We start from the raw sequence: 23,992 nt of genomic DNA, 5'->3' as shown, positions 1-23,992 counted from the left end.
CGTGTACGTCACCGGCCGCCTCACCGCACTCGTCGCCCTCGGCGTCGTGCCCGTCGTGCTGCTCGGCTCCGCCGGGATCGCGCCGTGGCCGGTCGCGGTGCTGTGGCTCGTGGGGTGCGCGGCCGCGGCGGTGGTGGATGCCGCGGCGGCGGCCGACCCGCGCGCACTGCGACCGACCCGGTCCGGTCCGACCCGCACCCGGCTGGGCGAGGCCGTCCAGACGGAACTGACGCTGGAGAACACCGGTGCGCGGCGGGTGCGCGGCCGGCTTCGTGACGCGTGGCAGCCCACCGCGGGCGCCCCCGCCCAGCGCGCCCTGGTGGACGTGCCCGCCGGCGAACGGCGCACGGTGCGGGTGCCGCTGCTCCCCCGCCGCCGGGGCGAGCTGCGCAGTCTCTTCGTCGCGGTGCGCTCGTCGGGTCCGATGGGGCTGGCAGGGCGCCAGGTGCGCCTGGAGGCGCCGGGCGCCGTGCGCGTGCTCCCCGCGTTCACCTCGCTGCGGCAGCTGCCCTCACGACTGGCGAGGCTGCGGGAGCTCGACGGCAACACCAGCCTGCAGGTACGAGGGCAGGGCACCGAGTTCGACAGCCTGCGCGAGTACGTGCGGGGCGATGACGTGCGCTCGATCGACTGGCGCGCCACGGCCCGCGCCGGCACGACGATGCTGCGCACCTGGCGCCCCGAACGCGACCGCCACGTGGTGATCGTCGTGGACACCGGGCGCACCGCCGCCGCACGCGTGGGCGACGGCGTGCGCCTGGATGCCGCGATGGAGGCGGCGCTGCTGCTGGCGGCGCTGGCCGCGCGCGCGGGCGATCACGTGCACCTCGTGATGTTCGACCGGGTGCTGCGCGCACGCGTGACGGGGGTGGACGGTGCGGCGCTGCTGCCGGCGATGATGGAGGCGATGGCCCCGGTCGAGGCGCAGCTGATCGACACCGACTGGGATGCCGCGTTCGCGCAGGTGCGCGCTGTGACGTCCCGCCCCGCGCTCGTCGTGCTGCTGACGGCGCAGGACGCCCCCGAAGCGTCGCGGGGCTTCCTCGGATCGCTCGGCGCCCTCACCCGCCGCGCCCACGTGCTCGTGGGCACCGCGACGGATGCCGCCGCCGACCCGACCGCCCCCGCCCCGGGCGAACGCCGCACCGCGGACGACGTCTACCGCGCCGCGGCCGTCGAGCGCACCGCCCGCGACGCCGCACGCGTGGCGGCGGCGGTGGCCCGTGCCGGCGGTGAGGCGCTCGCGGCGCCGGCGGAGGATCTCCCGCCGCGCATCGCGGACCGCTACCTCGCGCTCAAGGCGGCGGGCAGGCTCTAGCCGCTCCGGCATCCACGCCGCGCGGACGCTTCCGGGACGGCGGGCGTGCGGATACTGTGAGCGCGAAAGGAGCTGTCATCATGAGCAACGATCCCCGCCCCGAACAGCCCGTCGCCCCCACTCCCCTCGACCACGCCCCCGCGCCCGCCGGCCCCAGCATGCCCGCGCGCCTCACCGCCGAGGCGATGGGGACATTCCTGCTCGTCTTCGGCTCGATCAGCGCGGCGCTGTTCGCCGCCGACTTCGGCGTCGGCGCCACGGGCACCTCGCTCGGCATCGGGTTCGTGGGCGTCGCGCTCGCCTTCGGCCTCACCGTCGTGGCGGGCGCCTACGCGTGGGGTCCCATCTCCGGCGGCCACTTCAATCCGGCCGTGACGCTGGGACTCGCGGCGGCCGGCCGCTTCCCCTGGAAGGAGACCGTCGGCTACATCATCGCCCAGATCGTGGGCGGCGTGGTCGGCACGACCCTCATCGTGCTGATCGGACTGTTCGGCCCGGACGGGTGGCTGCGCTCGGCGCAGGACGGCGGGTTCGCCAGCAACGGCTACGACGAGCTCTCGCCCGGCGGTTTCGGCATCGGTGCGGCCATCGTCGCGGAGATCCTGTTCACCGCGATCTTCCTGTTCGTGATCCTGGGCGTCACCCACCCCACCCGCGGGACGAAGCTCGCCGGGCTCGTGATCGGTCTGACGCTGACGCTCATCCACCTGGCATCCATCCCCATCGACAACACCTCGGTCAACCCCGCCCGCTCCATCGCCACGGCCATCTACGGCGGCGGGGACGCCCTGCTGCAGCTGTGGGTGTTCCTGGTGTTCCCGATCGTGGGCGCACTGATCGCCGGATTCGCCAACCGCGCGCTGTTCGACGGTCGGGAGCTCGGCTGAGACCGGTCGACCGACACGACGACGGCCCGCCCCGCAAGGGGACGGGCCGTCGTCGTCAGCGCGCTGTCGCGCTCAGCGCAGGTCGAACCGGTCGAGCTCGGTGACCTTGCCCCACGCGGCGACGAAGTCGCGCACGAACTTCTCGTTCGCGTCGTCGCTGGCGTAGACCTCGGCGAGGGCGCGCAGCTCCGAGTTCGAGCCGAACAGCAGGTCGACGCGGGTGCCGCGACCGACACGCTCGCCGGAGCCGTCCTTGATGCCCTCGAACGCCTGCGAGCCCGGGTCCAGCGGCTTCCACGTCGTCCCGAGGTCGAGCAGGTTGACGAAGAAGTCGTTCGTCAGCACGCCGGGGCGGTCGGTGAACACACCGTACTCCGCGCCGTCCCAGTTCGCTCCGAGGACGCGCAGGCCGCCGACCAGCGCCGTCATCTCGGGCGCGGTGACCGTGAGCAGGTTCGCCTTGTCGATGAGGTGGTGCTCCTGCGGCAGGTATGCCTTCGGGCCGTAGTAGTTGCGGAAGCCGTCGGCCGCCGGCTCCAGGTACCCGAACGACTCGACGTCGGTCTGCTCCTGGGTGGCGTCGGTGCGACCGGGGTGGAAGACCACCTCGGCGTCGACACCGGCGGCCTTCGCCGCCTTCTCGACCGCCGCGTTGCCGGCGAGCACGATGAGGTCGGCCAGCGACACCTTCTTGCCGTCGGTACGCCCCTCGTTGAACGCCGCCTGCACGCCCTCGAGCTTGTCGAGCACGAGCTTCAGCTGCGGCGGGTTGTTGACCTGCCAGTCCTTCTGCGGGGCGAGGCGGATGCGAGCGCCGTTGACGCCGCCGCGCTTGTCACTGCCGCGGAAGGTGGATGCGGCTGCCCACGCGGTCGAGACCAGCTGCGCGGTGGTCAGCCCCGTCGCGAGGATCTGCTCCTTCAGCGCGGCAGCGTCGGCCGCGTCGATGAGCACGTGGTCCACGGCCGGAACCGGGTCCTGCCAGATGAGCTCCTCGGTGGGCACCTCGGGTCCGAGGTACCGGGTGATGGGGCCCATGTCGCGGTGCGTCAGCTTGAACCAGGCGCGGGCGAACGCGTCGCCGAACGCCACCGGGTCCTCCGCGAAACGACGCGAGATCTTGTCGTACTCGGGGTCGACGCGCAGCGCCAGGTCGCTCGTGAGCATGCGGGGCTCACGACGGGTCGACGGGTCGTGGGCCATGGGCACCATGTCGGCGCCGGCACCGTTCTTCGGACGCCACTGGTGCGCACCGGCGGGGCTCTTCATGAGCTCCCACTCGTAGGCGTACAGGATGTGGAAGAACTCGTTGTCCCAGCGGGTGGGGTGGTAGGTCCACGTCACCTCGAGGCCCGACGTGATCGTGTCGTCGCCCTTGCCGGTGCCGTAGTTGTTCTTCCAGCCGAGGCCCTGCATCTCCAGGCCCGCAGCCTCGGGGTTGTCCTCGAGGTTGGAGTCGGGCGCGGCGCCGTGCGTCTTGCCGAAGGTGTGGCCGCCGGCGATGAGGGCGACGGTCTCCTCGTCGTTCATGCCCATGCGGGCGAACGTCTCACGGATGTCACGGGCCGAGGCGAGCGGGTCGGGGTTGCCGGCCGGGCCCTCGGGGTTGACGTAGATGAGACCCATCTGGACGGCCGCGAGGGGCTTTTCGAGGTCACGCTCGCCGGTGTAGCGCTCGTCGCCGAGCCACGTGGTCTCGGGACCCCAGTACACGTCGTCGTCCGGCTCCCAGACATCGGGACGGCCGCCGCCGAAGCCGAAGGTCTCGAAGCCCATGGATTCCAGCGCCACGTTGCCGGCGAGGATCATGAGGTCGGCCCACGACAGCGCCTGTCCGTACTTCTTCTTCACCGGCCACAGCAGACGCCGGGCCTTGTCGAGGTTGACGTTGTCGGGCCAGCTGTTCAGCGGTGCGAAGCGCTGCTGACCGGCACCGCCACCACCACGGCCGTCGGTCGCGCGGTAGGTGCCGGCGCTGTGCCACGCCATGCGGATGATGAGCGGGCCGTAGTTGCCGAAGTCGGCCGGCCACCAGTCCTGCGACGTCGTCAGGGTCTCGGCGATGTCGGCCTTGACCGCGGCGAGATCGAGCGACGCGAAGGCGGCCTTGTAGTCGAAGTCGCCGCCCAGTGGGTTGGCCTCGACCGGGTTCTTCTTCAGGATCCGCAGGTTCAGCTGGTTGGGCCACCACACGTTGTTGGCGGAGCCCGTGGTCGGGTGCGGCTGGCCGGCGGGGTGCGCCAGGCCGGCGCCGGCGCCGTGGACGACCGGGCATCCCTCGGCCTTCGCGGCCTGCTCAGCGTGCGCCTTGTCGGTGTCGGTCACCGTGACGGACTGGTCGATGCCGGTCGCGTCCTCACCGATCTCGGGGATGGTGTCGTCGGTCATGGGGGTCCTTCCATTGCGGGTTAGGGGATCAGGAGAGCAGGGGGTCAGGCCGCGGCGCACTGGGCGCACACACCCCAGAAGGTCACTTCCGCCGTCGCGACCGAGAAGCCGTGCGTCTCGGACGGATGCAGGCACGGAGCGTGACCCACGGTGCAATCGACGTCCTCCACCCGCCCGCACCCGGTGCAGACGAGGTGGTGGTGATTGTCGGCGACGCGCAGCTCGAACCGCATCGGCTGGCCGGCCGGCTCGATGCGGCGCACGAGGCCGGCGTCGGCGAAGTCGCCGAGCGCGTTGTACACCGACTGCCGACTGGTGCTGGGCACGACCGGCGCCACGCGTGCGAAGACGTCGTCGGCACTGGCGTGCGGGTGTCCGGCGAGCGCGTCGTACACGGCGTGACGGGAATCGGTGACCCGCAGCCCCGCGGCGCGGATCGCGCTCGCGGCATCCGGGATCGTCGTCTGCCGTGTCATGACTCCAGCATAACGTTGTTTTGACTAAACCAAAACAAAGCGCCGGGTCAGCCCGCCACCAGACGCGCGGCGCCGCGCTCGTATTCGGGGAGGTCGCCGGTCTCGCCGCGCAGCGTCGCCCGTCGGCCGACGACGAGCATGTAGACCAGGAACGCGGCCAGCGCGAGCGCGCCGATGCCGATCTTCAGCGCCCACGGCCACGGCTGGGCGGTGACGAACCCCTCGATGAGGCCCGAGACGGCCAGCGCCAGTGCGAGCCCGACCGCGACGGTCACGAGTGAGCGACCGGCGGCGGCGAGCGCGGCGGCCCTCCCCCGCGGACCCGGGGCGATCCAGGCCCAGAAGATGTGCAGGCCCGCTGCCCCCGCGACGAAGATGCTCGTGAGCTCGAGCAGACCATGGGGGGCGATGTAGAGCAGGAAGACGTCGCCGCGGCCGAAGGCGAACAGCACGGCGGCGGCCGTCCCCACCCCGATCGCGTTCTGCATGAGCACCATGAGGGGCCAGATGCCGGTGATGCCGAACGCGACGCACTGCGCGGCGATCCAGGCGTTGTTGGTCCACACCGTCCCGGCGAACACCGCCGCCGGGTTCTCGCTGTAGTACTGGGTGAACTCGCCCTCCGCGTACTGCTCCAACTGCGCCTGGCTGCCCAGCGTCGCCAGCGCCGCCGGGTCACCGGCGATCCAGGCAGCCACGAGCGCCGCCACCACGACGAAGCCGACGGCGATGACCAGGGTCGTGTACCGCAGCCGGTACAGCGCCGCGGGCAGCTGCAGCAGGAAGAACCGCGGCAGCTGCCGCAGCACGTTGTCGGGGGTGCCCGTCAGGCGCAGCCGCGCCCGCGAGAGCAGCGTCGAGAGATAGTCGCCCTCCGGGGTGCGCCCGGCGGAGGTCTTCAGGTCCGCCAGATCCGCGGATGCCGCTCGGTAGCGGGCGACCAGTTCGTCGGCCTCGGCACCGTCGAGCCGGCGGCGGCGGCCGAGTTCGTCGAGGCGGGCCCATTCCTCACGCCGGGCGGCAGCGAGGGCGTCGGCATCCATGTGATTCACTGTAGCCATGCCGACGCCGGGACCCGCCGTGGAGATCAGCCAGGACGAGATCCTCACCGGTGAAGCCGTCGCCCTCGACGTGCAACCGATCGGCTACTTCCTGCGGGCGTTGGGGACCCTCATCGACATGGTCGCCGGCGTGTTGCTGTTCGTCCTGCTGGCGCTGGTGACCTCGTGGATCGCCGGGGAGAGCGTGCTGGGCAGCCAGCTGTCGACGGTGTTCACGATCGCGGTGCTGGTGCTCGTGACGGTTGTCGTGCCGACCCTCGTCGAGACCCTCACCCGCGGTCGCAGCCTCGGCAAGCTCGCGATCGGGGCGCGCATCGTGCGGACCGACGGGGGCGCGTCGGGGTTCCGGCAGGCGTTCATCCGCGCGCTCGTGGGGGTGCTCGAGCTGTGGTTCACGATCGGTGCCGTCGCCGGCATCGTCGGCGCGTTCACGCCGCGCGCCGAGCGGTTGGGCGACCTCATGGCCGGCACCTACAGCGAACGCACACGCACGCCGAAGCTGCCGCCCCCGCCCCCCGGCATGCCGCCGGCGCTCGCGGGGTGGGCCACGGTCGCCGACGTGGGACGGCTGCCCGACCAGCTCGCGCGTCGCGTGGCCCAGTTCGTGCGGCAGGCGACCGCGCTGGATCCCGCAGCCCGCGCCCGCACCGCCTTCACCCTCGCCGACGAGGTGCGCGCGTTCGTGGCGCCGGTGCCCCCCGTCGACCCCGAGACGTTCCTGGCGGGTGTGGTCGCGGCGCGCCGTGAGCGGGAGCTGCGGGCTCTGCGCGGCGAGGACGAGCGCACCGCCGCACTCACCGCCGGCACCGGCATCGCCCCCCGCGGCTTCCCCACCCGCTGACCCCGCGCCCGGCGCCGCCCGCCCGCTCGCGCGCCGCGCTCGCCGACCCCCCGCGCCGCGCACGCGCCGCCGGGCTGCGGCGGGGAGCCGCTCGAGTGTCACTTCCGCACAGTCCGCGGGCACCACACCCACCACAAGCGACACCGGAACAGCGCATGCCCGGCACACGCCGGGCCGCGAGCCGTTCGAGTGTCACTTCCGCACAGTCCGCGGGCACCACACCCACCACAAGCGACACCGGAAGCGCGCTTGCCCGGCACACGGCGGCCGGGCCGCGGGCGCGGGCGCAGCGCGGCGACGTCAGTAGCGGTAGTGGTCCAGCTTGTAGGGCCCGTCGACGGGGACGCCGATGTACGCCGCCTGCGCGGGCGTCAGCGTCGTCAGCTGCACGCCGAGCGCGTCCAGGTGCAGCCGCGCCACCTTCTCGTCGAGGTGCTTGGGCAGGGTGTGCACGGCGGTCGGGTAGTCCTCGCGCCGCGTGAACAGCTCGATCTGCGCGAGCACCTGGTTCGTGAACGACGCGCTCATGACGAACGACGGATGCCCCGTGGCGTTGCCGAGGTTGAGCAGCCGCCCCTCGCTCAGCACGAGCACGCTGCGACCGGTCGGCAGGCGCCACTCGTGCACCTGCGGCTTGATCTCCACGCGCTCCGCCCCGGGCAGCGACTCGAGTCCCGCCATGTCGATCTCGTTGTCGAAGTGCCCGACGTTGCCGACGATCGCGAGGTGCTTGAGGGCGAGCAGATCGTCGACCGTGACGACGTCCTTGTTGCCTGTCCCGGTGATGAGGATGTCCACCTGACCGGCGACATCGGCCAGCCGTGCCACCTGGTAGCCGTCCATCGCCGCCTGCAGCGCGCAGATGGGGTCCACCTCGCTCACGATGACGCGCGCACCCTGGCCGCGCAGCGCCTCCGCTGCCCCCTTGCCGACGTCGCCGTACCCGCAGACGAAGGCGACCTTGCCGCCCATCAGCACGTCGGTCGCGCGGTTGATGCCATCGGGCAGCGAATGACGGATGCCGTACTTGTTGTCGAACTTCGACTTGGTGACGGAGTCGTTGACGTTGATCGCCGGGAACAGCAGATCATCGGATGCCGCGAGCTCGTAGAGCCGGTGCACCCCCGTGGTCGTCTCCTCCGTGACCCCCAGCAGCCCCTCGGCCATGCGTGTGAAACGCTGCGGGTCGCGGTCGAGGCTGCGGCGGAGCAGGTCGAGGATGACGCGGTACTCGGCGGAGTCGCCCTCCGCGGCATCCGGCACCGCCCCCGCCCTCTCGAACTCGACCCCCTTGTGCACGAGCAGGGTGGCGTCCCCGCCGTCGTCGAGGATGAGGTTGGGGCCGTCGAACCCCTCCTCGCTCCAGTCGAAGATGCGGTCGGCGAGATGCCAGTACTCCTCGAGCGTCTCGCCCTTCCACGCGAACACCGGCACGCCCTGCGGGTCGGTCACGGTGCCGTCGGGGCCCACGACCACCGCCGCGGCCGCCTCGTCCTGCGTGGAGAAGATGTTGCAGCTGGCCCAGCGCACCTGCGCGCCGAGGGCGACGAGGGTCTCGATGAGCACGGCGGTCTGCACGGTCATGTGCAGGGAACCGGCGATGCGGGCGCCGGCGAGCGGCCGCGACGGACCGAACTCCTCGCGCAGCGCCATGAGTCCCGGCATCTCGTTCTCGGCGAGCCTCAGCTGGTGGCGACCCGCTTCGGCGAGCGACAGGTCGGCGACGGCATAGGTGAGCGCAGGGGTCCGGGGCGGCATGGCGACATTGTGCCACGCAGCCGAACCCGAGGGCTCCCGATCAGACTCGCAGCGTCTCGTGACGCACGACGACCCAGCCCTTGGGCACCGAGAGCCGGTCGGTGTGGATGGCGCACAGGTCGTGCGCGTGCGGGTCGCGGCCGAGACCCAGCGGTCCGAGGGCGGCCATCTGGTCGCCGTAGTCGAACGTCAGCGTCGTCACGGCCTCGCGGGCGCACGCCACCTTGGAACACAGTCTCTCGCGCATCGGCACCACGCTAACGCGCGATGCGCGCGTGACGGGGATGCCGCGCGGCGCGCTCAGAAGCGGAAGCGCTCCGGGCCCAGGTCCCACGGGTCCTTGTCGAGATAGTCCGCCGCAGCGCGGAACACGCAGCTTTCGATGATCATGCGCCGGTGGAGCTCATCCTCGCGGTGCGGACGACTGAGCCGCTCGATCGGCAGCCGGTAGAGGATGATGCGCTTCTCGTCCGGCAGGACCGTCCAGCGCGGGATGCCGTCGGCATCGGTCTCGCCGGGCATCTCCCCCACCTCGAACCGCACGTCGCGCAGGTCCTCCCACGCGCTGCGGAGGAACTCCGCGGCGCTGCCGACGGCGAGGTCGAACCGCTCGGCGCGCGTGTCCAGCGGCGGCAGCGGCGGACGCACCACGGGGCTGCGTCCCTCCCGACCGTGCCTGCCGTGGCGCGAGGGGCGGGGACGGGCGACCGTGGCGCTTCGGAAACGACGCCGCATCATGTGCCCATCCTAAGTCGCGCGACGTGTCGCCGTCGTCAGGGGTGGACGAGCAGCGGGGATGCCGCGGCATCGGCGGGCCACAGCGGATACGAGGCGAGCGCACCGTCGCCCGCGTAGCCGACGGCGGCCTGCACGGGCCCCGATGCCTCGAGCCGGTAGACCGCGTCGGGGTCGACGACGACCCGGACGGTGGACCCCGCGGGAACCGAGACCTCCTGAGCGGCGCCCGCACCCGCATCGGCGGTGAGCGTGACCGCGACCTGGTCGGAGCCGTCGTTCGCGATCGCGAGTGTCGGCGAGGGGCCGGCGGCGACCGCGGCGAGCGTGCCCGCTTCGATGCGCGGCGCTGCGGCGTGCCAGGCGAAGTCGTCGCCCTCGCCGAAGCCGGTGGTCGACCATACCGCCGCGACCACGGCGGCATCGGAGTGCACGTGCACCGAGTACGTGCCCACCTCGAGCCCACCGAGGTCCAGCTCGAGCGGCAGCCCGGCCTCCAGCGGCACCTCGCTGGTCGAGACGGTCTGCCCGCCGCTTCGTACCGTCACGGTCGCGGCGGTCGATGTCGACGGCGCCAGCAGACGCACGATCGTGGCGGGATCGGACGCCCCCTCCACCCCGGGCGCCGCCGTGACGGCGACGGCGGGGATGGTCTGGTCGGTCGCGGGGGCGATGACGGGGGCCACCTGGTCGACGCCTCCGGCGAGCAGCGTGCGGGTGATGCTGGTCTGCAGGGTCGCCTGCACCGGCGCGCCCGTCGAGATGATCTGCAGCACCGGGCTCTTCTCATCGCGCGCCAGAGCGGCCAGCGGCACGACCCGCTGCGTGCCGGGCGCGACCACGAACCGGCCGGCGGGCGGTGACTGGGGCCCTGCCGCACCGTAGGCGGTGACCTGCACGTCGGCGGGGACGCTGCCGGGGTTGGACAGCAGCAGCAGTCCGGAATAGCCGGTGGTGGTGGCGCCGCCGACGATCCACGACTCCAGCAGCGGAGGCAGGCACGATGCCGCGGCGAATCCGGAGAGGTCTTCGGCGGCGACGGTCGCCGACGACGCCGCCACGAGGTCGGTGCGCGTGTCGGCTGCCGGCGGAGCGGTGAAGGCGTCGGGCGTCGAACCTTCCACGGTGGGCACGACGAGCGGTTCGACGGCCGCGTCGGGCTGTCCGGCACCGGTGTCGAAGACCACGCGGGGCGCGGCGGCGAGGGCGATCGCCCCCGCCACACTCGCATCGCGGCCGATGGCGAGGAGCCCCCCGGGGCAGGCGGCCACCGATTCCGACGGAGCGGGCACCGCCAGCACCGACACGGCCTCGCGGTCGTGCGTCGGCCAGACGACGGCGACGGCGGTCAGGGTGCCGGCGACCAGGGCCACGGCGGCCACCGTCCCGCCGACCAGGCGCGCACTCGTGGTCGCCCACGTCGGTCGCTTCGTCATCGTCCCTCCCCCGCTCGAAGCCCCACGATCCGCGGCGCGCGGCGCGCGTCGCGGCGGGTCTGCGCGGTCGGGATCGCCAACAGCAGGGCGATCGTCAGCACGATCAGCTGCACGGTCGCGATGCCCCGCGCCGTCGCCGCGATCGACTCCGTCTCGCCCTCCCGCGGTGCGACCTCGCCTGCCACGAGCCACAGCGACCCACGCACGGTCTCCTGGCCCACCGATTCGAGGCGATCGCGCTGGTCGAGCGCGATCGCCGCGGTGCGCCGCAGAGCCTCGGCGGCCTCGGTCGCCGAGGCGGAGGGAGCGAGCAGGACGAAGCCGATGCCACGCTCGGCAAGGGGCGTGACGGGATCCTCGGCGGCATCCGTCATGAGATCGGCGACCAGCGCGGCGGTCCGGTCGTCGGCCGGCGTCGCCTCGAGCCGCGTGTCGCGCGCGGTGCTCTGACCGCCGAGCGTCTCGCTGGCTCCCCACACCACCTCCGCGGAGACGGAGCCATCGCCGAGTGGCGTGAGCACGATCGTGCCGACGTCCCCGTTTCCGCGGCCTTCCGCGGCGACGTAGGCGGGAAGCGTGCTGGCGCGACCCTCGACGAGCGCGGTGGCCTGCCGGGCCTGCGCGGTCAGCGCGGGCACGGCGCACACCGCCAGCGCGAGCATCACGGCGGTGGCCGCGAGGGTGCGGGCGATCGAGACGGAAGGGACCACATCGAGGGTGATCAGCGCCGCCCCGAGCACGCCCATCCAGGCGAGGCTGAGCGCCGCCCCCGGCCACACCGGCACGGGCTGGGCCGCGGTGACCGCCACCGAGATCGCGACGGCCGCGAACGCCGTCGCGATGCCGAGCGCGGCGACCGACAGCAGCACGACACCGGCGGCCCACCGCACCGTCAGCGGCGCGAGGAGGGCCAGGACGGCGGGAAGCACCATGAGTAGCGGCACCCACCAGGTGGGCGCACCGCCGAGCATCTGCGCCCAGCCGCCGGGGTCCGACGTCGGGAAGCCGGCAGCCAGCAGTGCACGCCCCGCGGCATCCGCGCCCGCGATCGGTCCGTTCCAGGTCACTCCCGGGTCGGCCAGGAGGCCCCACGCGTTGCCCGCCGCGAGCTGCTGCCAGACGAGCGGCGCGAACAGCGCCGCCGTGGGCACGACGAGCCAGGCCACGCGACCGACGCTCGAGCCCGAGCCGCGCACTGCGGCGATCACGATGGCGATCAGCCAGAGCACCAGCAGGGCGGGCACGATCGACGGGGCGCAGGCTGCGACCACGGCCACCAGCAGCGATGCCACTCCCGCCGCCGCCCAGGAGCGGTGCGCGACGCTGGCGGCGAAGAACAGCCACGGCAGCACCAGGTGCACGATCACGGCGGTCGGGCGCGGCTGCACGAGCGCCGTGAGGAAGGTGGGAGCCAGCGCCCAGGCGACGCCGCCGGTGATGCGCAGCAGCGACCGGTCGGTCACGCGGGTGGCGGCGAACCAGCCGCCGAGCACCGCCAGCGGCAGCGCGAGGACCCAGAGCACCACCAACGCCTGCGACGGTGCCGCGGGCGAGAGGCTGCCGAGGGCCGCGACGACGGTCGCGAAGGGGTCCGCGGCACCCACCGTCTCCAGCCCCAGCTGCCGCCGGCCGTACGCGGCATCCGCCCACAGCTGGGCGACCGTGTCGCGCAAGGGCGCGAGGGCGCCACCGCCGAGCACCGGCCAGGCCAGGAGCGCCGGGAAGGCGGCGATCGACACGAGCAGGGCCGCGAGCACCGCCCACGCACCGCCGCCGCTGAAGAAGCGCAGCTCCGACCGGCGCACGTCCGCGAGCCGGTCCGATTCGTCGGTGAGCGCGAGGTTGGTGCGCAGGTCCGCACGGCCCACGCGCAGCGGCGTGAGGGACTGCCACGACACGGAGCGGGTGCGCCGGATGCGCGCCCGCGCGCGGGCGATGGTGGGGATGCGCACCATCGCGACAGCCGCCGCGGCCCATTCCGGCCAGATCTGCCCTGGCCGCTTGGCCACCAGGTGCATCACGGTGCGCCAGAGCGCGATCGGCAGGATCGCCAGCCACTGCAGCGGCAGGGCGGCGGCGGGGGCGTAGACGAGGCGACGGTGCAGCTGGGCCGTGCGCGTCGCGAAGGCCCGGCGCAGGCGCCGCCGCGACCCGTAGGTGTCGGGCAGGCCCGCCACGCCGTCTCCGGCGACGGCGACCCGGGCGGCGGGGACGAGGGTGACCCGCCCACCGGCGAGGCGCGCGCGCACGCCGAGGTCGAGCCCTTCGTCCGCCCCCGACAGACCGCGATCCAGGCCTTGCAGCGCTCGCCACAGCTCCGTGCGCACCAGGAGGCCACGCACGTCCGCGGCGAGCACGTCCTGACCGGCGTCGTGCTGGCCCTGGTCCAGCTCGCCGTCGGCCAGCCCCACCGCCCGCCCGAGCGTGGTCATCGAGACCCCCAGCGAGACGATCTCCGTGCGGTCGTCCCACCGCACCAGCTTCGGCGCGGCGAAGGCGACGGACGGGGCGAGCTCGAGGGCGCCCGCGAGGCGCGCGAGGGCGTCGGGCTCGGGCGCCGTGTCCTGCGCGAGCAGCCAGACCGCGTCGCCCTGCACGCGATGCGTCGCCAGCATCGTCGCCTCGGCGTACCCGGTCGTGCGCGGGGCGGAGATGACACCCTCGGCGCGCGAATCGGCGGCGAGCTGGCGGAGGTTGTCGTCGTCCCCGCACAACACGATGGTGAGGGCGTCGACAGGGCGGGTCTGCGCATCGAGCGCCGCAAGCGTGCGCCGCAGATGGAACGCGGCGGGGGTGCGGCCGTCGGGGCGCACGACGAGGATGGCGTGGACTCGGGCGGGCATGACGGGGACAGCCTAAGCGGCGGTCGGCATCAAGCCGCGCTCATGCGCGCGGGTCGGCCGGATCCGGTTCAGGACGCGTGGCGCTTGAGCTTGCGGCGCTCGCGCTCGCTGAGCCCGCCCCAGATCCCGAAGCGCTCGTCGTTGTGCAGGGCGTACTCGAGGCACTCGGTGCGCACGTCGCACGACGCGCAGATGCGCTTGGCATCGCGGGTCGAGCCGCCCTTCTCCGGGAAGAAGGCCTCGGGGTCGGTCTGCGAGCACAGCGCGTCCGTCTGCCAGGCCAGCTGCGTGTCGTCACCCTCGACCACACGACGGACGCCGGGAACACCCAGCTGAACCGGATCTACGAACCAGTTGTCGGGAACGCCCGAGCGATACTGCGATCCAGTCATCTCGTCTCCCGCCTTGCTGAATGAATGTCCGCACGATGTATGCGATTCCCTAATTACACCGGTGTCATTCGCCGCGGTCAAGTCGCAAATCGTAAACCCTCAACCGCGACTTCAACGTTCACCGCGTGTTTCGCGGCGTGTCGCGGGGTCGATGCGAGGGGCGTTTCACCTCAGCGGGCACCCGGCTGGGCGACGAACACCTCGCCGGCGCCGGTGAAGATCAGCGTGCCCTCGTCCGCGTCGGCGTAAGCGGCCATGCCGGGGGTCAGCGCGAACGACGCTCCCGAACCCGTGCCGCCGATCTCGACTTCGCCGCGCACCGACAGCGCGATCGCGGGGCCGTGCAGGGCCACGTCGGCCTTCTCGCCCACCCGCAGCCGGGTGACGGTGAAGTCGGGGATGCCGACATCCAGCACGCCGTCCTGCGGCACGACCACCGGCGCCGGCCCCGGCGTCGTGTCGACGATGCGCAGCAGCTCGGCGACATCGACGTGCTTGGGGGTGAGGCCGCCGCGCAGCACGTTGTCGCTCGCGGCCATGACCTCCAGCCCGAGCCCGTCCTGGTAGGCGTGCAGCACCCCGGCCGGCGCGTAGAGCGCCTGCCCCTGCCGCAGTTCCACGAGGTTCATCAGCAGTGCGACGACCACGCCCGGGTCGCCGGGGAAGTCGTCCGCGATGCGGCCGAGCGCCGCCAGCTCCGCGGCGAACTCGGTGGATGCCGCCTGGCGCACCGCGGCGATGATGTCGTCGACCTCGGCCTGCGCGTCGCCGCCCAGCGCCCACGCCAGCGTCGCGCGCAGCGCCGCCGCCTCGTCGTCGCCGGCGAGGTGCGCCGCCAGCGCCGTCGGTCCTGCGGTCGAGCCGAGGGCTGCGACCAGTCGGCGTGTCTGCGCCAGCGGGCGCAGACCCACCAGCGCACGGAAGGTGTCGCTGACAGCGACGACGATCTCGGGCTTGTGGTTGTCGTCGCGATAGAGACGCTCGGGGGCGTCGCGCGGAATGCCGGCGGCCTCCTCGCGCGCAAAGCCCTCGCGCGCCTCCGCGACCGAGGGGTGCGCCTGGATCGACAGCGACGACCCGGCGGCGAGGAGCTTCACCAGATACGGCAGCGGTGCGGCATCGCGCTCCGCCAGCCAGACGTCCAGGGTCCGGCCGGAGCCGTCCTCGACGGTGCTCGGGCAGCCGGGATGGTCGCCGAACCAGATCTCCGCCTCGGGTGCGCCCGACGGGGTGCGCCCGGTGAGTTCTGCCAGCAGTGTGGGCGAGCCCCACGCGTAGTCGCGAGGGCTGTTGGAGAGCGGAACCAGCACCGTCCCAGCCTAGGCCCGCGCCACAGCGCCGACGCGGAGGCGGGCGGTAGCCTGATCACACCATGGCCGTCCACACCCACCACCCGGTCTCCGCGCCCCCGGCACCGCCGGTGCGCGAGCGGACCGGCGAGCTGCTGCTGCGCGCCTGGTGCGTCTTCGTGCTGTTCACGACCATGGCGGGCACCGCGTGGGTGCTGGCCACGGGGGAGATCGTCACGACGGTGGTCGCGATCGCCTCGGGCATCGTGTCGGGCATCGTGTGGATCGTGACGCGCCCGCCGGTGCAGTGGCGCAGACTCCCCTGGTTCGCGGTGGCGTACGTGCTGTTCGCCCTGGCGTCGATCCTGTGGAGCGCATGGCCGGCGACCACGGCGGTGACGCTGCTGCTGCTGGCCATCACGACGCTGCAGGCGATGTTCATCGCGGCGGTGCTCACGTGGCAGGAGCTCGTCCGGGCGATCGCCTCGGCGTGCAAATGGGTCGTGGCCCTGTCGCTCCTCTTCGAGGTCTGGGTCTCCGTCTTCATCGGCGGGCCGCTGCTTCCCCGCTTCGTGATCCCCGTCGAGAAGGCATCCGACCCGATCGTGTACTGGTCGCGGGACAACCTGTTCGACGGCGGCCGCATCCAGGGCATCTTCGGCAACGCCAACCTGCTGGCGTACGCGGCCCTGCTGGCTCTCATCGTCTTCGCGATCCGGCACGCCGCGCGCGCGCCGCACCGGCCCCTGCTCATCGCGTGGATGACCGCCGCCGCGTTTCTGTTCCTCCGTGCCGGGTCGGCCACGGCCTTCCTCGCTGCGGCCGTCGTGGTCGTCGTCCTCATCACGGTGCTGCTCATGCGCACCGCCCAGCGCCCGGGCGGCCGCACCCGCTACTACATCGGTTACGCCGTGGTCGCGATCGGCGGTCTGACCGCGGCGTGGGTGCTGCGCGACCGCATCTTCGAGATGCTCGGCCGATCGGCCGATCTCACCGGCCGCGAGCGCATCTGGAGCGAGGTGCTCGAGCGGGCGGGCGAGCGCCCCGTGGCCGGATGGGGCTTCGCCAGCCCGTGGATGCCGTGGGACGCGGCATTCGACGGCTGGATCGTCGACCACGGGCAGACCGTCATGCAAGCCCACAACATGTGGATCGACGTCTTCCTGCAGCTCGGTGTCATCGGCGTCGTGCTCATGGCGACGACCTACCTCGCCTTCATCTGGCGCTCGTGGTTCTTCGCCGTCGACCGCCCCCGCTGGGACCTGCGCGCCGACCGCCCCTACTCCCCCGTGACCCTGCTGCCGACGCTGACCGGCGCGATGCTGCTCGTGCAGGGGCTGGCGGAGTCGGGCCCGCTGGTGCTGTGGGGGTGGCTCGCGGTGGTCATGTTCGCGTTCAAGATCAAGCAGGCGCCGCTGGTGGGCGTGGGTCCCGCCGAGCAGACGCTCGCGCTGGAGCGCGGCGAGCGCATCGAGCGGGCCGCGTGACCGGCATCACCGCACCGGGTGGCCGCGAGCGCGGGCTGGCGGCGGTGCTGTCCTCTGCGGCGATGGCGAGCGCCTTCACCTACGCCGCCCTCGGCGCGGTCTTCGCCGGCTTCGCGATCGAGCGGATGACCAGCCGCATCACCTACGTGACGATCATCGCGGGTCTGTGCGTGGTGGGCGCCGCCATCCTGAGCGCCCGCCGTCGCGAGATCTCGGTGCTGCGCCTGGTGCCGACGACGCTCATCGTCTTCCTCGCCTGGGTTCTCGTGAGCGCCACGTGGAGTCAGGATGCCGCCGCCACCCTGACGGGGTGGATGGCGCTCGTGGCGCTCGCGTTCCTCGCCGTGGTCATCTCCCACGTGCGCGACACCCTCCAGACCGCGCGCGCCCTGGGCGACGTCATGCGGGTCCTACTCACGGTCTCGCTGGCCGTGGAGGTGCTCTCCGGCATCCTGCTCGACATGCCCATCCGGTTCCTCGGCGTCCAGGGGAACATCGCGATGCTCGGCCCCGTGCAGGGCATCTTCGGCACCCGCAACTCGCTCGGGTTCATCGCGGTCCTCGCCCTCATCACCTTCCTCATCGAGTACCGCACGATGTCAGTGCGGCCCGGGGTGTCGCTGTACTCGGCGATCCTGGCCGGCGTGCTGGCCATGCTGTCGGACTCCCCCACCGTGCTCGTGCTCGCCGTCGCGGTCGCGGCGGCGACGGGCGCCCTCGCGATCGTGCGCCACACGCCGACCGCGCGCCGCCGCACCGTGCAGTGGCTCTTCGGCGGTGCGCTGGTCGTGGGGCTCGCCGTCGCGTACGGCTCGCGGCATACGATCATCGCCTGGATCGGTGCGGCACGGGACTTCTCGACCCGTGCGGACCTGTGGGCGCAGATCGTCGTCTTCGTGCGGGCCCGCCCGATCCAGGGCTGGGGGTGGAGCGGCGGCTGGAGCGAGGATTTCCCCTACGGCACGCTCAACTACATCCTGCGCGAGAGCCACCGCTCCGCTCTCAACTCCTACTTCGACGTGCTGCTGCAGGTCGGCTGGGTGGGGCTCATCCTCTTCGCCGTCTTCGCCGGGCTCGCGTTCGTGCGCTCGTGGCTGGTCGCCAGCGAGCGGCGCTCGATCGTCTACGCCTGGACGCCCCTCATCCTCGTGGCCCTGCTCGTGGACTCGGTCTTCGAGAGCTTCACCCTCTCCGGCTACGGCTGGCTCATGCTGGTGCTGTGCGCGCTGCGCGCCGGGCAGGCCCGCTCATGGCGCGAACGCATCGACGAGGCCTCGCAGGGCACCGACCTGCCCCCGCTGGGTGACCTCCCGCAGGGATCGGACAGACGGCCGGGGTAGGATCGTCGGGCCATGCCGCTTCCCTCCGCCACCCCCGCCGCCACGCCCTTCGATCCCGCGTCGGCGACGATCGCCGTCGTCACGTTCAATCGTTCGATGCTGCTGACCAAGCTGCTGGAGAGCATCGTGGCGATGGATCCGAAGCCCGGTCACGTGGTCATCGTCGACAACGCCTCCACCGACGACACCACCGAGGTGGTCGAGTCCTTCCGCGACCGTATCGGCACCGAGATCGTCTACACGCGCCTCGACACCAACACCGGCGGCTCGGGCGGCTTCAGCGAGGGCATGCGCATCGCGTACGAACTGGGTTCCACGTGGATCTGGATGATGGACGACGACGTCGAGGTCATGCCCGACGGCCTCGCCCGCATGGGAGCCTGGGCGCCGCGGTTCAAATCCATCCAGGGTCGGCGCTACGACTACGACGGCAGCGAGTTCTACTGGCAGTACCGCGTCGCCGAGCCGCTGGCGATCCCGATCCCCTTCGCGCCCGCCGGATTCGACGACTCGGGCTACAAGGAGATGAACTCCGGCTGCTTCGAGGGCATGTTCATCCACCGCGACATCGTCGCGCAGATCGGCCTGCCCGATCCCCGGTTCTTCATCTACTGGGACGACCAGATGTACGGTTGGCTGGCCTCCCGCAAGACCACGGCGGTGATCGTGGACGAGTTCGTGCTGCGCCGCACGCGCGAGATCAAGCAGTGGGACATGGGCATCCGCCACATGAACGCGTCGAGCAACGCGTACCGCTACTACATCATGCGCAACCGCGGGTACATCAAGCAGTATTACCGCTCACTGGGTGTCTACAACCCGGTGCTGTTCGGGCTCGGCTCCGCGCTGACCTTCGGCAAGGAGATCATCCGCCTGGTGTTCGTCGAGCGCACGGTGCGCGGCACCTCCAACCTTTTCCGCGGCATCCGCGACGGCCGCCGCATCGCCAAGGACCGTTCGTGGAAGCCGATGCCGCCGCTGGCGGCCTCGGCGGGTCAGCCCGCGGCGTAGTCCGCGTTGTAGCGGTCGAGCACTTCGCCGAGAGGCGCGTCCAGGGCGAGCACACCCTTGTCGAGATAGAGGCCGCGCGTGCAGAACCGGCGGAGGTCCCGCTCGTTGTGACTGACGAAGAACATGGTGCGTCCTTCGGAGAGCAGTTCGTCGATGCGCCGGTAGCACTTCTCCCGGAACGCCTTGTCGCCGACGGCCAGCACCTCATCCACGAGCAGGATCGGCTCTTCCAACTGGGACACGACGGCGAAGGCCAGACGCACCTTCATGCCACTGGACAGGTGCTTGTAGGGCGTGTCGATCGAATCCCGCAGTTCCGCGAAGTCGATGATGCTGTCGAACCGGCGGGCGACCTCGGCGCGGGGCATGCCGTGCAGCCCCGCCGTCAAGCGCACGTTCTCGCGCACGGTGAGGTCACCGACGAACCCTCCGGTGATCTCGATCAGGGGGGCGACTCCCCCGTTGACCTTCACGCGCCCCTCATCGGGCAGCAGCACGCCGGCGACAAGCTTCAGCAGAGTGGATTTGCCCTGTCCGTTGCGGCCGACGACGCCGATCGATTCTCCGTGACGCACCGTGAAGGAGACGTCGCGCAGTGCCCAGAACTCATCCGGGCGGGTACGACGGGTCGCGCCTCCGAAGAGGTCCTTGATGCTGCGCCGTCCGCGGCGACCGCGCCGGAACCGGACACCGAGGTCTGTCGCCTCGATCGCGAACTCCGATGCCATCACAGCTCCTTCAGCACGGCGTGCTCGAGTCGACGGAAGACCAGCAGGCCCAGTGCCAGGAACGCGGTGGACATCACGGCCGCCATCACGACCGCCAGCGTGTCCCACTGGTCGGGGAAGAAACCGGCGCGGTAGAGGGTGAAGATGCCCGCGAGCGGGTTGAACGCGACGATCTCACGGAACCCGTCGGGAAGATCCGCGACGCCGTAGATGACCGGCGAGGCGTAGAACAGGGCGCGCAGGATGAGCCGCGTCGTACGCTCCAGGTCCGTCCACAGCACGCACAGCGGCGCGACCAGCAGCCCCAGTCCCACCAGCAGCATCGTCTGCAGCAGGATCGCGACGGGGAACCACAGCAGCCCCCAGCCGACGTGGGCGCCGGCGAAGATCGCGAACACCGCCAGGACGGGCAGCGAGCACAGGAACTCCACGCCCTTGCTCAGCACGATGCGGTTCACCCAGATCGAGCGGGGGATGGCCGTCGAGCGCACCAGGCGCGCGTCCTTGTTGAACGCGCGGGTGAAGTCGGAGACGGCGGAGTTGAACCATACCCACGGCAGGAGCGCCGTGATGAGGAACACGATGTAGGGCTCGTCCCCCACCCCACGGCCGAAGACCTGCGTGAAGACGAACCAGTAGATCGCGGCCATCACGAGCGGATCGAGCACCGACCAGACGTAGCCCAACGCGCTCGTGGCATAGCGCACCTTCAGGTCGCGCGCCGACAGCAGCCACAGCGAATGCAGATATCGCCGTGGGGAACCGGGCGCGCCCACTGTGGCAGATGTCACGTTCTCGATCCTAGGATGTCGGAGCGTCGGCGAGCGGACCGCACTGCTCGATCAGGTACAGGCTGGTCTCGCCGTCGGTGGCGACGAGGGTGAACAGGCCCGCCTCCACGGCGGCGTGCGGACCGGGGAAGTGGTTGCCCGCAGGGTCTCCGCCACCGAACTCACGCGGGGCGTAGGTGACGTACCGCACACCCAGTCGGTCGAGGGCCGCGCACACCTCGGGATCGGATTCGATCTCCGCCAGGCGCCAGGCCAGGGTCTGCCGATCGGCGTCCCACTGCCCGTTCACGTGAGGGAACACCGGCTCTGGGCCGCCGAAGACCTGCGACCACGCCGATCCGTCCCAGGGGTCCCCCAGCACACGCTGACCATCGGGCACGATGTCGGCCACCTCTGCGAAGAAGGCGATCTGGTCCCGGGAGACGACTTCGCCGGCCAGCGCTGTCTGCGGCATCCGGAACACGTGCGCGACGGCACCCGTGAAGCCGCTTGCGCCGAGGATCGCTGCCGAGGAGGCCGCGACCACCCACGCCAGCGCAATGGCGACGCCGCGGTGGGCGCGCCGCCGGCGGAACAGGCGCGGGGCGCTGAGGACGCCGAGCGTGGCCAGCACGACGCCGAACACCGGGAGCGCGGAGCTCAAGCGGTACTTGTCCTTGTACCACAGCGCCGTGGCCAGCTTCGTGACGATGTCGTCGGATCCGGCGGCAGCGACGAAGAGCGCCGCCACCAGGGCGTAGGCGAGCACGATCCAGCGCAGGCGCGGCATCCGCCACGCCGCGACCGCGCCGATCACGACGACTGCCGCCAGCAGGAGCGCCGGGAAGGTCGGCGCCGACCCGACGCCCGTCAGCCACGACTGGCCGAGCACCTGCGCGATCCCCTCCCACGGCGTCTGCACCGCCTGGGCCTGGGGGCCGCCGAGCCGGTCGTCCAGCGGCCGCTCGAACAGCCCCAGCCGGGTCACGAGATACCAGAATCCGACCGCGCCGACGGCCACGAGACCGGCCACGCCCGCCGCCGCGAACCACAGCACCCGGGTGCGCGCCCTGCCCCCGGCACGCCAGTTGCGCACCGCGGCACCGGCGATCACACCGATCACCGGCACAGCCAGCAGCAGCGCCCACGTCGTCAGCACGCGCGGCTGGCCGAAGGCGACGGCGAGGGCAGTCGCGCCCGACGCGACCACGCCCCACACCGCGACACGTCGCCGCACCGGCGCACGGCATCCCCGCCAGGCGCGCCAGGCGAGCACGGGTACGGCCACCGCCGCCGGCAGGAGCGCGGTGGCCAGGAACGTCGGGTACAGGGTCCCCCACGTGAGCAGCGCGTACGGCATCGCGCCGAAGGCCGCGCCCAGGGGCAGCGCCACGACCGCGACCGTCGTCGTCGCCGCGCGCGAGAGTGCGACCTGGGTCAACCAGGCGATGCCCGGCAGCCACAGCATGGCGGCCACGGCGATCCATGCGACGTTGACGGCCACGGGAATGGAAGCCCCCGTGAGCTGCACGATCAGGACGACGATCGAGTGCCAGCCGGACGGGTAGAACGAGAAGCTGCGACCCGTCTCGATCATGGTGCGCAGGGTGAGCGAGGAGGCGTCGCCGCCGTCGAGGATCGCGGCGATCGCCGACAGGTGGAACACGTTGTCGTAGGTCTGACTCACCGCGTCGGGGCCGGGAACCGCGGCGAACGCCACCACGGCGATGAGGGCGGCGGCGGCCGCCCACGATGCCAGGACCGCCCACACCCGCCCGTCGGCCGTCGGCAGCCGGATGCCGCTGCGTCGCGCGAACCACGCGAGCGCAGAGCCGACGGCGGCCACGGCGAGGACCAGCCACGGGGCGAAGGGGACCCCCAGCAGGCCGCCCACGACACCGCCCACGCCGATCGCCACGATGGACGCCGGGCCGGCCAGCGCCACGCGGGCCACCAGCCCCATCCGCACCGGCGCGAGCGCGATGAGCCCGGGCACGATGAGCACCGCCAGCGCGGCCAGCAGCGGCGCGCCGGCCGCCGGCCAGCCGATGTCCATCACGTCAGGCCAGGTCGTTGTTCCACATCGACAGCGCCGAGCCGATCGCCATGTGCATGTCGAGGTACTGATAGGTGCCCAGGCGTCCGCCGAAGTGCACGTCGCGCTCGCCCGCGGTCAGCTCGCGGTATGCCAGCAGCTTCTCGCGGTCGGCCGCGGTGTTCACGGGGTAGTACGGCTCGTCCTCGCGCGTGGCGAAGCGGGAGTACTCCCGCATGATGACCGTCTTGTCCCGGGGGTAGCGGTCCGCCCGCTCGGGGTGGAAGTGCTTGAACTCGTGGATGCGCGTGTACGGGATGTCGGCGTCGGCGTAGTTCATCACCGGAGTGCCCTGGAAGTCGCCCACCTCCAGCACCTCCTCCTCGAAGTCGAGGGTGCGCCACGACAGTTCGCCCTCTGCGTAGTCGAAGTAGCGGTCGACCGGTCCCGTGTACACGACAGGGAGCTGCCCCGTGGTGGCGTCCTTGTTCAACGGCTGCGTGGTGTCGAAGTAGTCGACGCCGACCTTCACCTCGATGTTCGGGTGATCGGCCATGCGCTCCAGCCACCGGGTGTAGCCGTCGACCGGGAGGCCCTCCCAGGTGTCGTTGAAGTAGCGGTTGTCGTATGTGTAGCGCACCGGCAGGCGGCTGATCACCTCGGCGGGCAGGTCCTTCGGGTCGGTCTGCCACTGCTTGGCGGTGTAGTCGCGGATGAACGCCTCGTACAGCGGCCGGCCGATGAGCCCGATGCCCCGCTCCTCGAGGTTGCTCGCCTGCTTGGCGTCGAACTCCCCCGCCAGTTCCTGCACCAGCGCGCGGGCCTGGTCGGGCGTGTACGCGGCCCGGAAGAACTGGTTGATGGTCCCCAGGTTGATCGGCAGCGGGTATACGACGCCGTCGTGGTTCGTGTAGACGCGGTGGGTGTAGTCGGTGAAGTCCGTGAAGCGGTTGACGTACTCCCAGACGGTGGCGTTGGACGTGTGGAACAGGTGCGCGCCGTAGCGATGCACCTCGATGCCCGTGGTCGCCTCATCCTCGCTGTATGCGTTCCCGCCGATGTGGTGGCGGCGTTCGATGACGGTGACCTTGCGTCCCGCCGCAGCGGCCCGTTCGGCGATCGTGAGTCCGAAGAACCCGGAGCCGACGACGAGGAGATCCATAGAGTGCCGTGCCTTTCCGGCGCCGCGCGCCCCGA

General features: G+C 71.9%; 20 protein-coding genes. 6 read left to right on the top strand and 14 right to left on the bottom strand.

Annotated elements, in window-relative coordinates; translation table 11 throughout:
* Window position 1: 1 nt before the first annotated feature.
* A complete protein-coding gene (locus tag ACFVR6_RS13550) occupies window positions 2-1,318 on the top strand; it encodes a DUF58 domain-containing protein (RefSeq protein WP_386963899.1) in 1,317 nt (438 codons plus the stop codon).
* A 158-nt stretch (window positions 1,319-1,476) separates the two neighbouring features.
* Entirely contained in the window at window positions 1,477-2,205 is a 729-nt protein-coding gene (gene aqpZ / locus ACFVR6_RS13545) for an aquaporin Z (protein WP_386964348.1), read from the top strand.
* Between the two features lie 72 nt (window positions 2,206-2,277).
* Here aqpZ and katG read toward each other — a convergent pair whose 3' ends face one another.
* From katG to ACFVR6_RS13530, 3 genes are read right to left on the bottom strand one after another with little or no spacing between them, the layout of a single operon-like run.
* A complete protein-coding gene (gene katG / locus ACFVR6_RS13540; protein WP_386963897.1) occupies window positions 2,278-4,593 on the bottom strand; it encodes a catalase/peroxidase HPI in 2,316 nt (771 codons plus the stop codon).
* 44 nt (window positions 4,594-4,637) lie between these two features.
* Window positions 4,638-5,069 (bottom strand): Fur family transcriptional regulator, encoded by a 432-nt coding sequence (locus tag ACFVR6_RS13535; protein WP_386963895.1) that lies wholly within the window; start codon window positions 5,067-5,069, stop codon window positions 4,638-4,640.
* Window positions 5,070-5,116: 47 nt separating this feature from the next.
* Window positions 5,117-6,112 carry a stage II sporulation protein M gene (locus ACFVR6_RS13530; RefSeq protein WP_386963893.1) on the bottom strand — a complete coding sequence of 332 codons (996 nt, stop codon included), beginning with the start codon at window positions 6,110-6,112 and terminating at the stop codon, window positions 5,117-5,119.
* 16 nt (window positions 6,113-6,128) lie between these two features.
* Here ACFVR6_RS13530 and ACFVR6_RS13525 point away from each other — a divergent pair, with 16 nt between their 5' ends.
* On the top strand, window positions 6,129-6,971 hold the full coding sequence (locus ACFVR6_RS13525; protein ID WP_386963891.1) for an RDD family protein: 843 nt from the start codon (window positions 6,129-6,131) through the stop codon (window positions 6,969-6,971).
* A gap of 300 nt (window positions 6,972-7,271) precedes the next feature.
* Here ACFVR6_RS13525 and ahcY read toward each other — a convergent pair whose 3' ends face one another.
* The 7 genes from ahcY to manA all read right to left on the bottom strand — a co-directional run bounded on the left by ahcY (window position 7,272) and on the right by manA (window position 15,445).
* The gene (gene ahcY / locus ACFVR6_RS13520) at window positions 7,272-8,729 is read right to left on the bottom strand and encodes an adenosylhomocysteinase (RefSeq protein WP_386963889.1); all 1,458 of its coding nucleotides are present in this window, start codon (window positions 8,727-8,729) and stop codon (window positions 7,272-7,274) included.
* A gap of 40 nt (window positions 8,730-8,769) precedes the next feature.
* Window positions 8,770-8,976 (bottom strand): DUF3499 family protein, encoded by a 207-nt coding sequence (locus tag ACFVR6_RS13515; RefSeq protein ID WP_386963887.1) that lies wholly within the window; start codon window positions 8,974-8,976, stop codon window positions 8,770-8,772.
* Between the two features lie 53 nt (window positions 8,977-9,029).
* The gene (locus tag ACFVR6_RS13510) at window positions 9,030-9,467 is read right to left on the bottom strand and encodes a metallopeptidase family protein (RefSeq protein WP_386963885.1); all 438 of its coding nucleotides are present in this window, start codon (window positions 9,465-9,467) and stop codon (window positions 9,030-9,032) included.
* 35 nt (window positions 9,468-9,502) lie between these two features.
* Window positions 9,503-10,900, bottom strand: coding sequence for a DUF5719 family protein (locus ACFVR6_RS13505; protein WP_386963883.1), 1,398 nt, complete (start codon window positions 10,898-10,900; stop codon window positions 9,503-9,505).
* Window positions 10,897-13,743, bottom strand: a complete 2,847-nt coding sequence (locus tag ACFVR6_RS13500) for a glycosyltransferase (RefSeq protein WP_386963881.1) — start codon at window positions 13,741-13,743, stop codon at window positions 10,897-10,899. Before ACFVR6_RS13500 ends, ACFVR6_RS13505 begins: the two co-directional genes overlap by 4 nt.
* Before the next feature lie 68 nt (window positions 13,744-13,811).
* Window positions 13,812-14,135: a WhiB family transcriptional regulator gene (locus tag ACFVR6_RS13495; RefSeq protein WP_386963879.1), complete on the bottom strand. Its 324-nt coding sequence runs from the start codon at window positions 14,133-14,135 to the stop codon at window positions 13,812-13,814.
* Window positions 14,136-14,305: 170 nt separating this feature from the next.
* Entirely contained in the window at window positions 14,306-15,445 is a 1,140-nt protein-coding gene (gene manA / locus ACFVR6_RS13490) for a mannose-6-phosphate isomerase, class I (RefSeq protein WP_386963877.1), read from the bottom strand.
* Window positions 15,446-15,507: 62 nt separating this feature from the next.
* Between manA and ACFVR6_RS13485 the strand changes: the two genes are divergently transcribed.
* The 3 genes from ACFVR6_RS13485 to ACFVR6_RS13475 are packed head-to-tail and all read left to right on the top strand — an operon-like array spanning window position 15,508 to window position 19,262.
* A complete protein-coding gene (locus tag ACFVR6_RS13485; protein WP_386963875.1) occupies window positions 15,508-16,911 on the top strand; it encodes an O-antigen ligase family protein in 1,404 nt (467 codons plus the stop codon).
* Window positions 16,908-18,251, top strand: a complete 1,344-nt coding sequence (locus ACFVR6_RS13480; protein WP_386963873.1) for an O-antigen ligase family protein — start codon at window positions 16,908-16,910, stop codon at window positions 18,249-18,251. Before ACFVR6_RS13485 ends, ACFVR6_RS13480 begins: the two co-directional genes overlap by 4 nt.
* Window positions 18,252-18,263: 12 nt before the next feature.
* Window positions 18,264-19,262, top strand: coding sequence for a glycosyltransferase family 2 protein (locus tag ACFVR6_RS13475; protein WP_386963871.1), 999 nt, complete (start codon window positions 18,264-18,266; stop codon window positions 19,260-19,262).
* Here ACFVR6_RS13475 and ACFVR6_RS13470 read toward each other — a convergent pair.
* The 4 genes from ACFVR6_RS13470 to glf are packed head-to-tail and all read right to left on the bottom strand — an operon-like array spanning window position 19,247 to window position 23,957.
* Entirely contained in the window at window positions 19,247-19,990 is a 744-nt protein-coding gene (locus ACFVR6_RS13470; protein WP_386963869.1) for an ABC transporter ATP-binding protein, read from the bottom strand. The genes ACFVR6_RS13475 and ACFVR6_RS13470 overlap by 16 nt on opposite strands.
* Window positions 19,990-20,781 carry an ABC transporter permease gene (locus tag ACFVR6_RS13465; protein ID WP_386963867.1) on the bottom strand — a complete coding sequence of 264 codons (792 nt, stop codon included), beginning with the start codon at window positions 20,779-20,781 and terminating at the stop codon, window positions 19,990-19,992. The genes ACFVR6_RS13470 and ACFVR6_RS13465 overlap by 1 nt, the downstream gene beginning before the upstream one ends.
* A 10-nt stretch (window positions 20,782-20,791) precedes the next feature.
* Window positions 20,792-22,816, bottom strand: a complete 2,025-nt coding sequence (locus ACFVR6_RS13460; protein WP_386963865.1) for a DUF6541 family protein — start codon at window positions 22,814-22,816, stop codon at window positions 20,792-20,794.
* Between the two features lie 4 nt (window positions 22,817-22,820).
* The gene (gene glf, locus ACFVR6_RS13455; protein WP_386963863.1) at window positions 22,821-23,957 is read right to left on the bottom strand and encodes a UDP-galactopyranose mutase; all 1,137 of its coding nucleotides are present in this window, start codon (window positions 23,955-23,957) and stop codon (window positions 22,821-22,823) included.
* Between the last annotated feature and the right edge of the window lie 35 nt (window positions 23,958-23,992).

It is taken from the genome of Microbacterium sp. NPDC058021 (genome assembly GCF_042885955.1).
Lineage (GTDB): Bacteria > Actinomycetota > Actinomycetes > Actinomycetales > Microbacteriaceae > Microbacterium.
The sequence above is the reverse complement of the archived record's forward strand: the minus strand, read 5'-3'. Positions and strand labels throughout refer to the sequence as shown.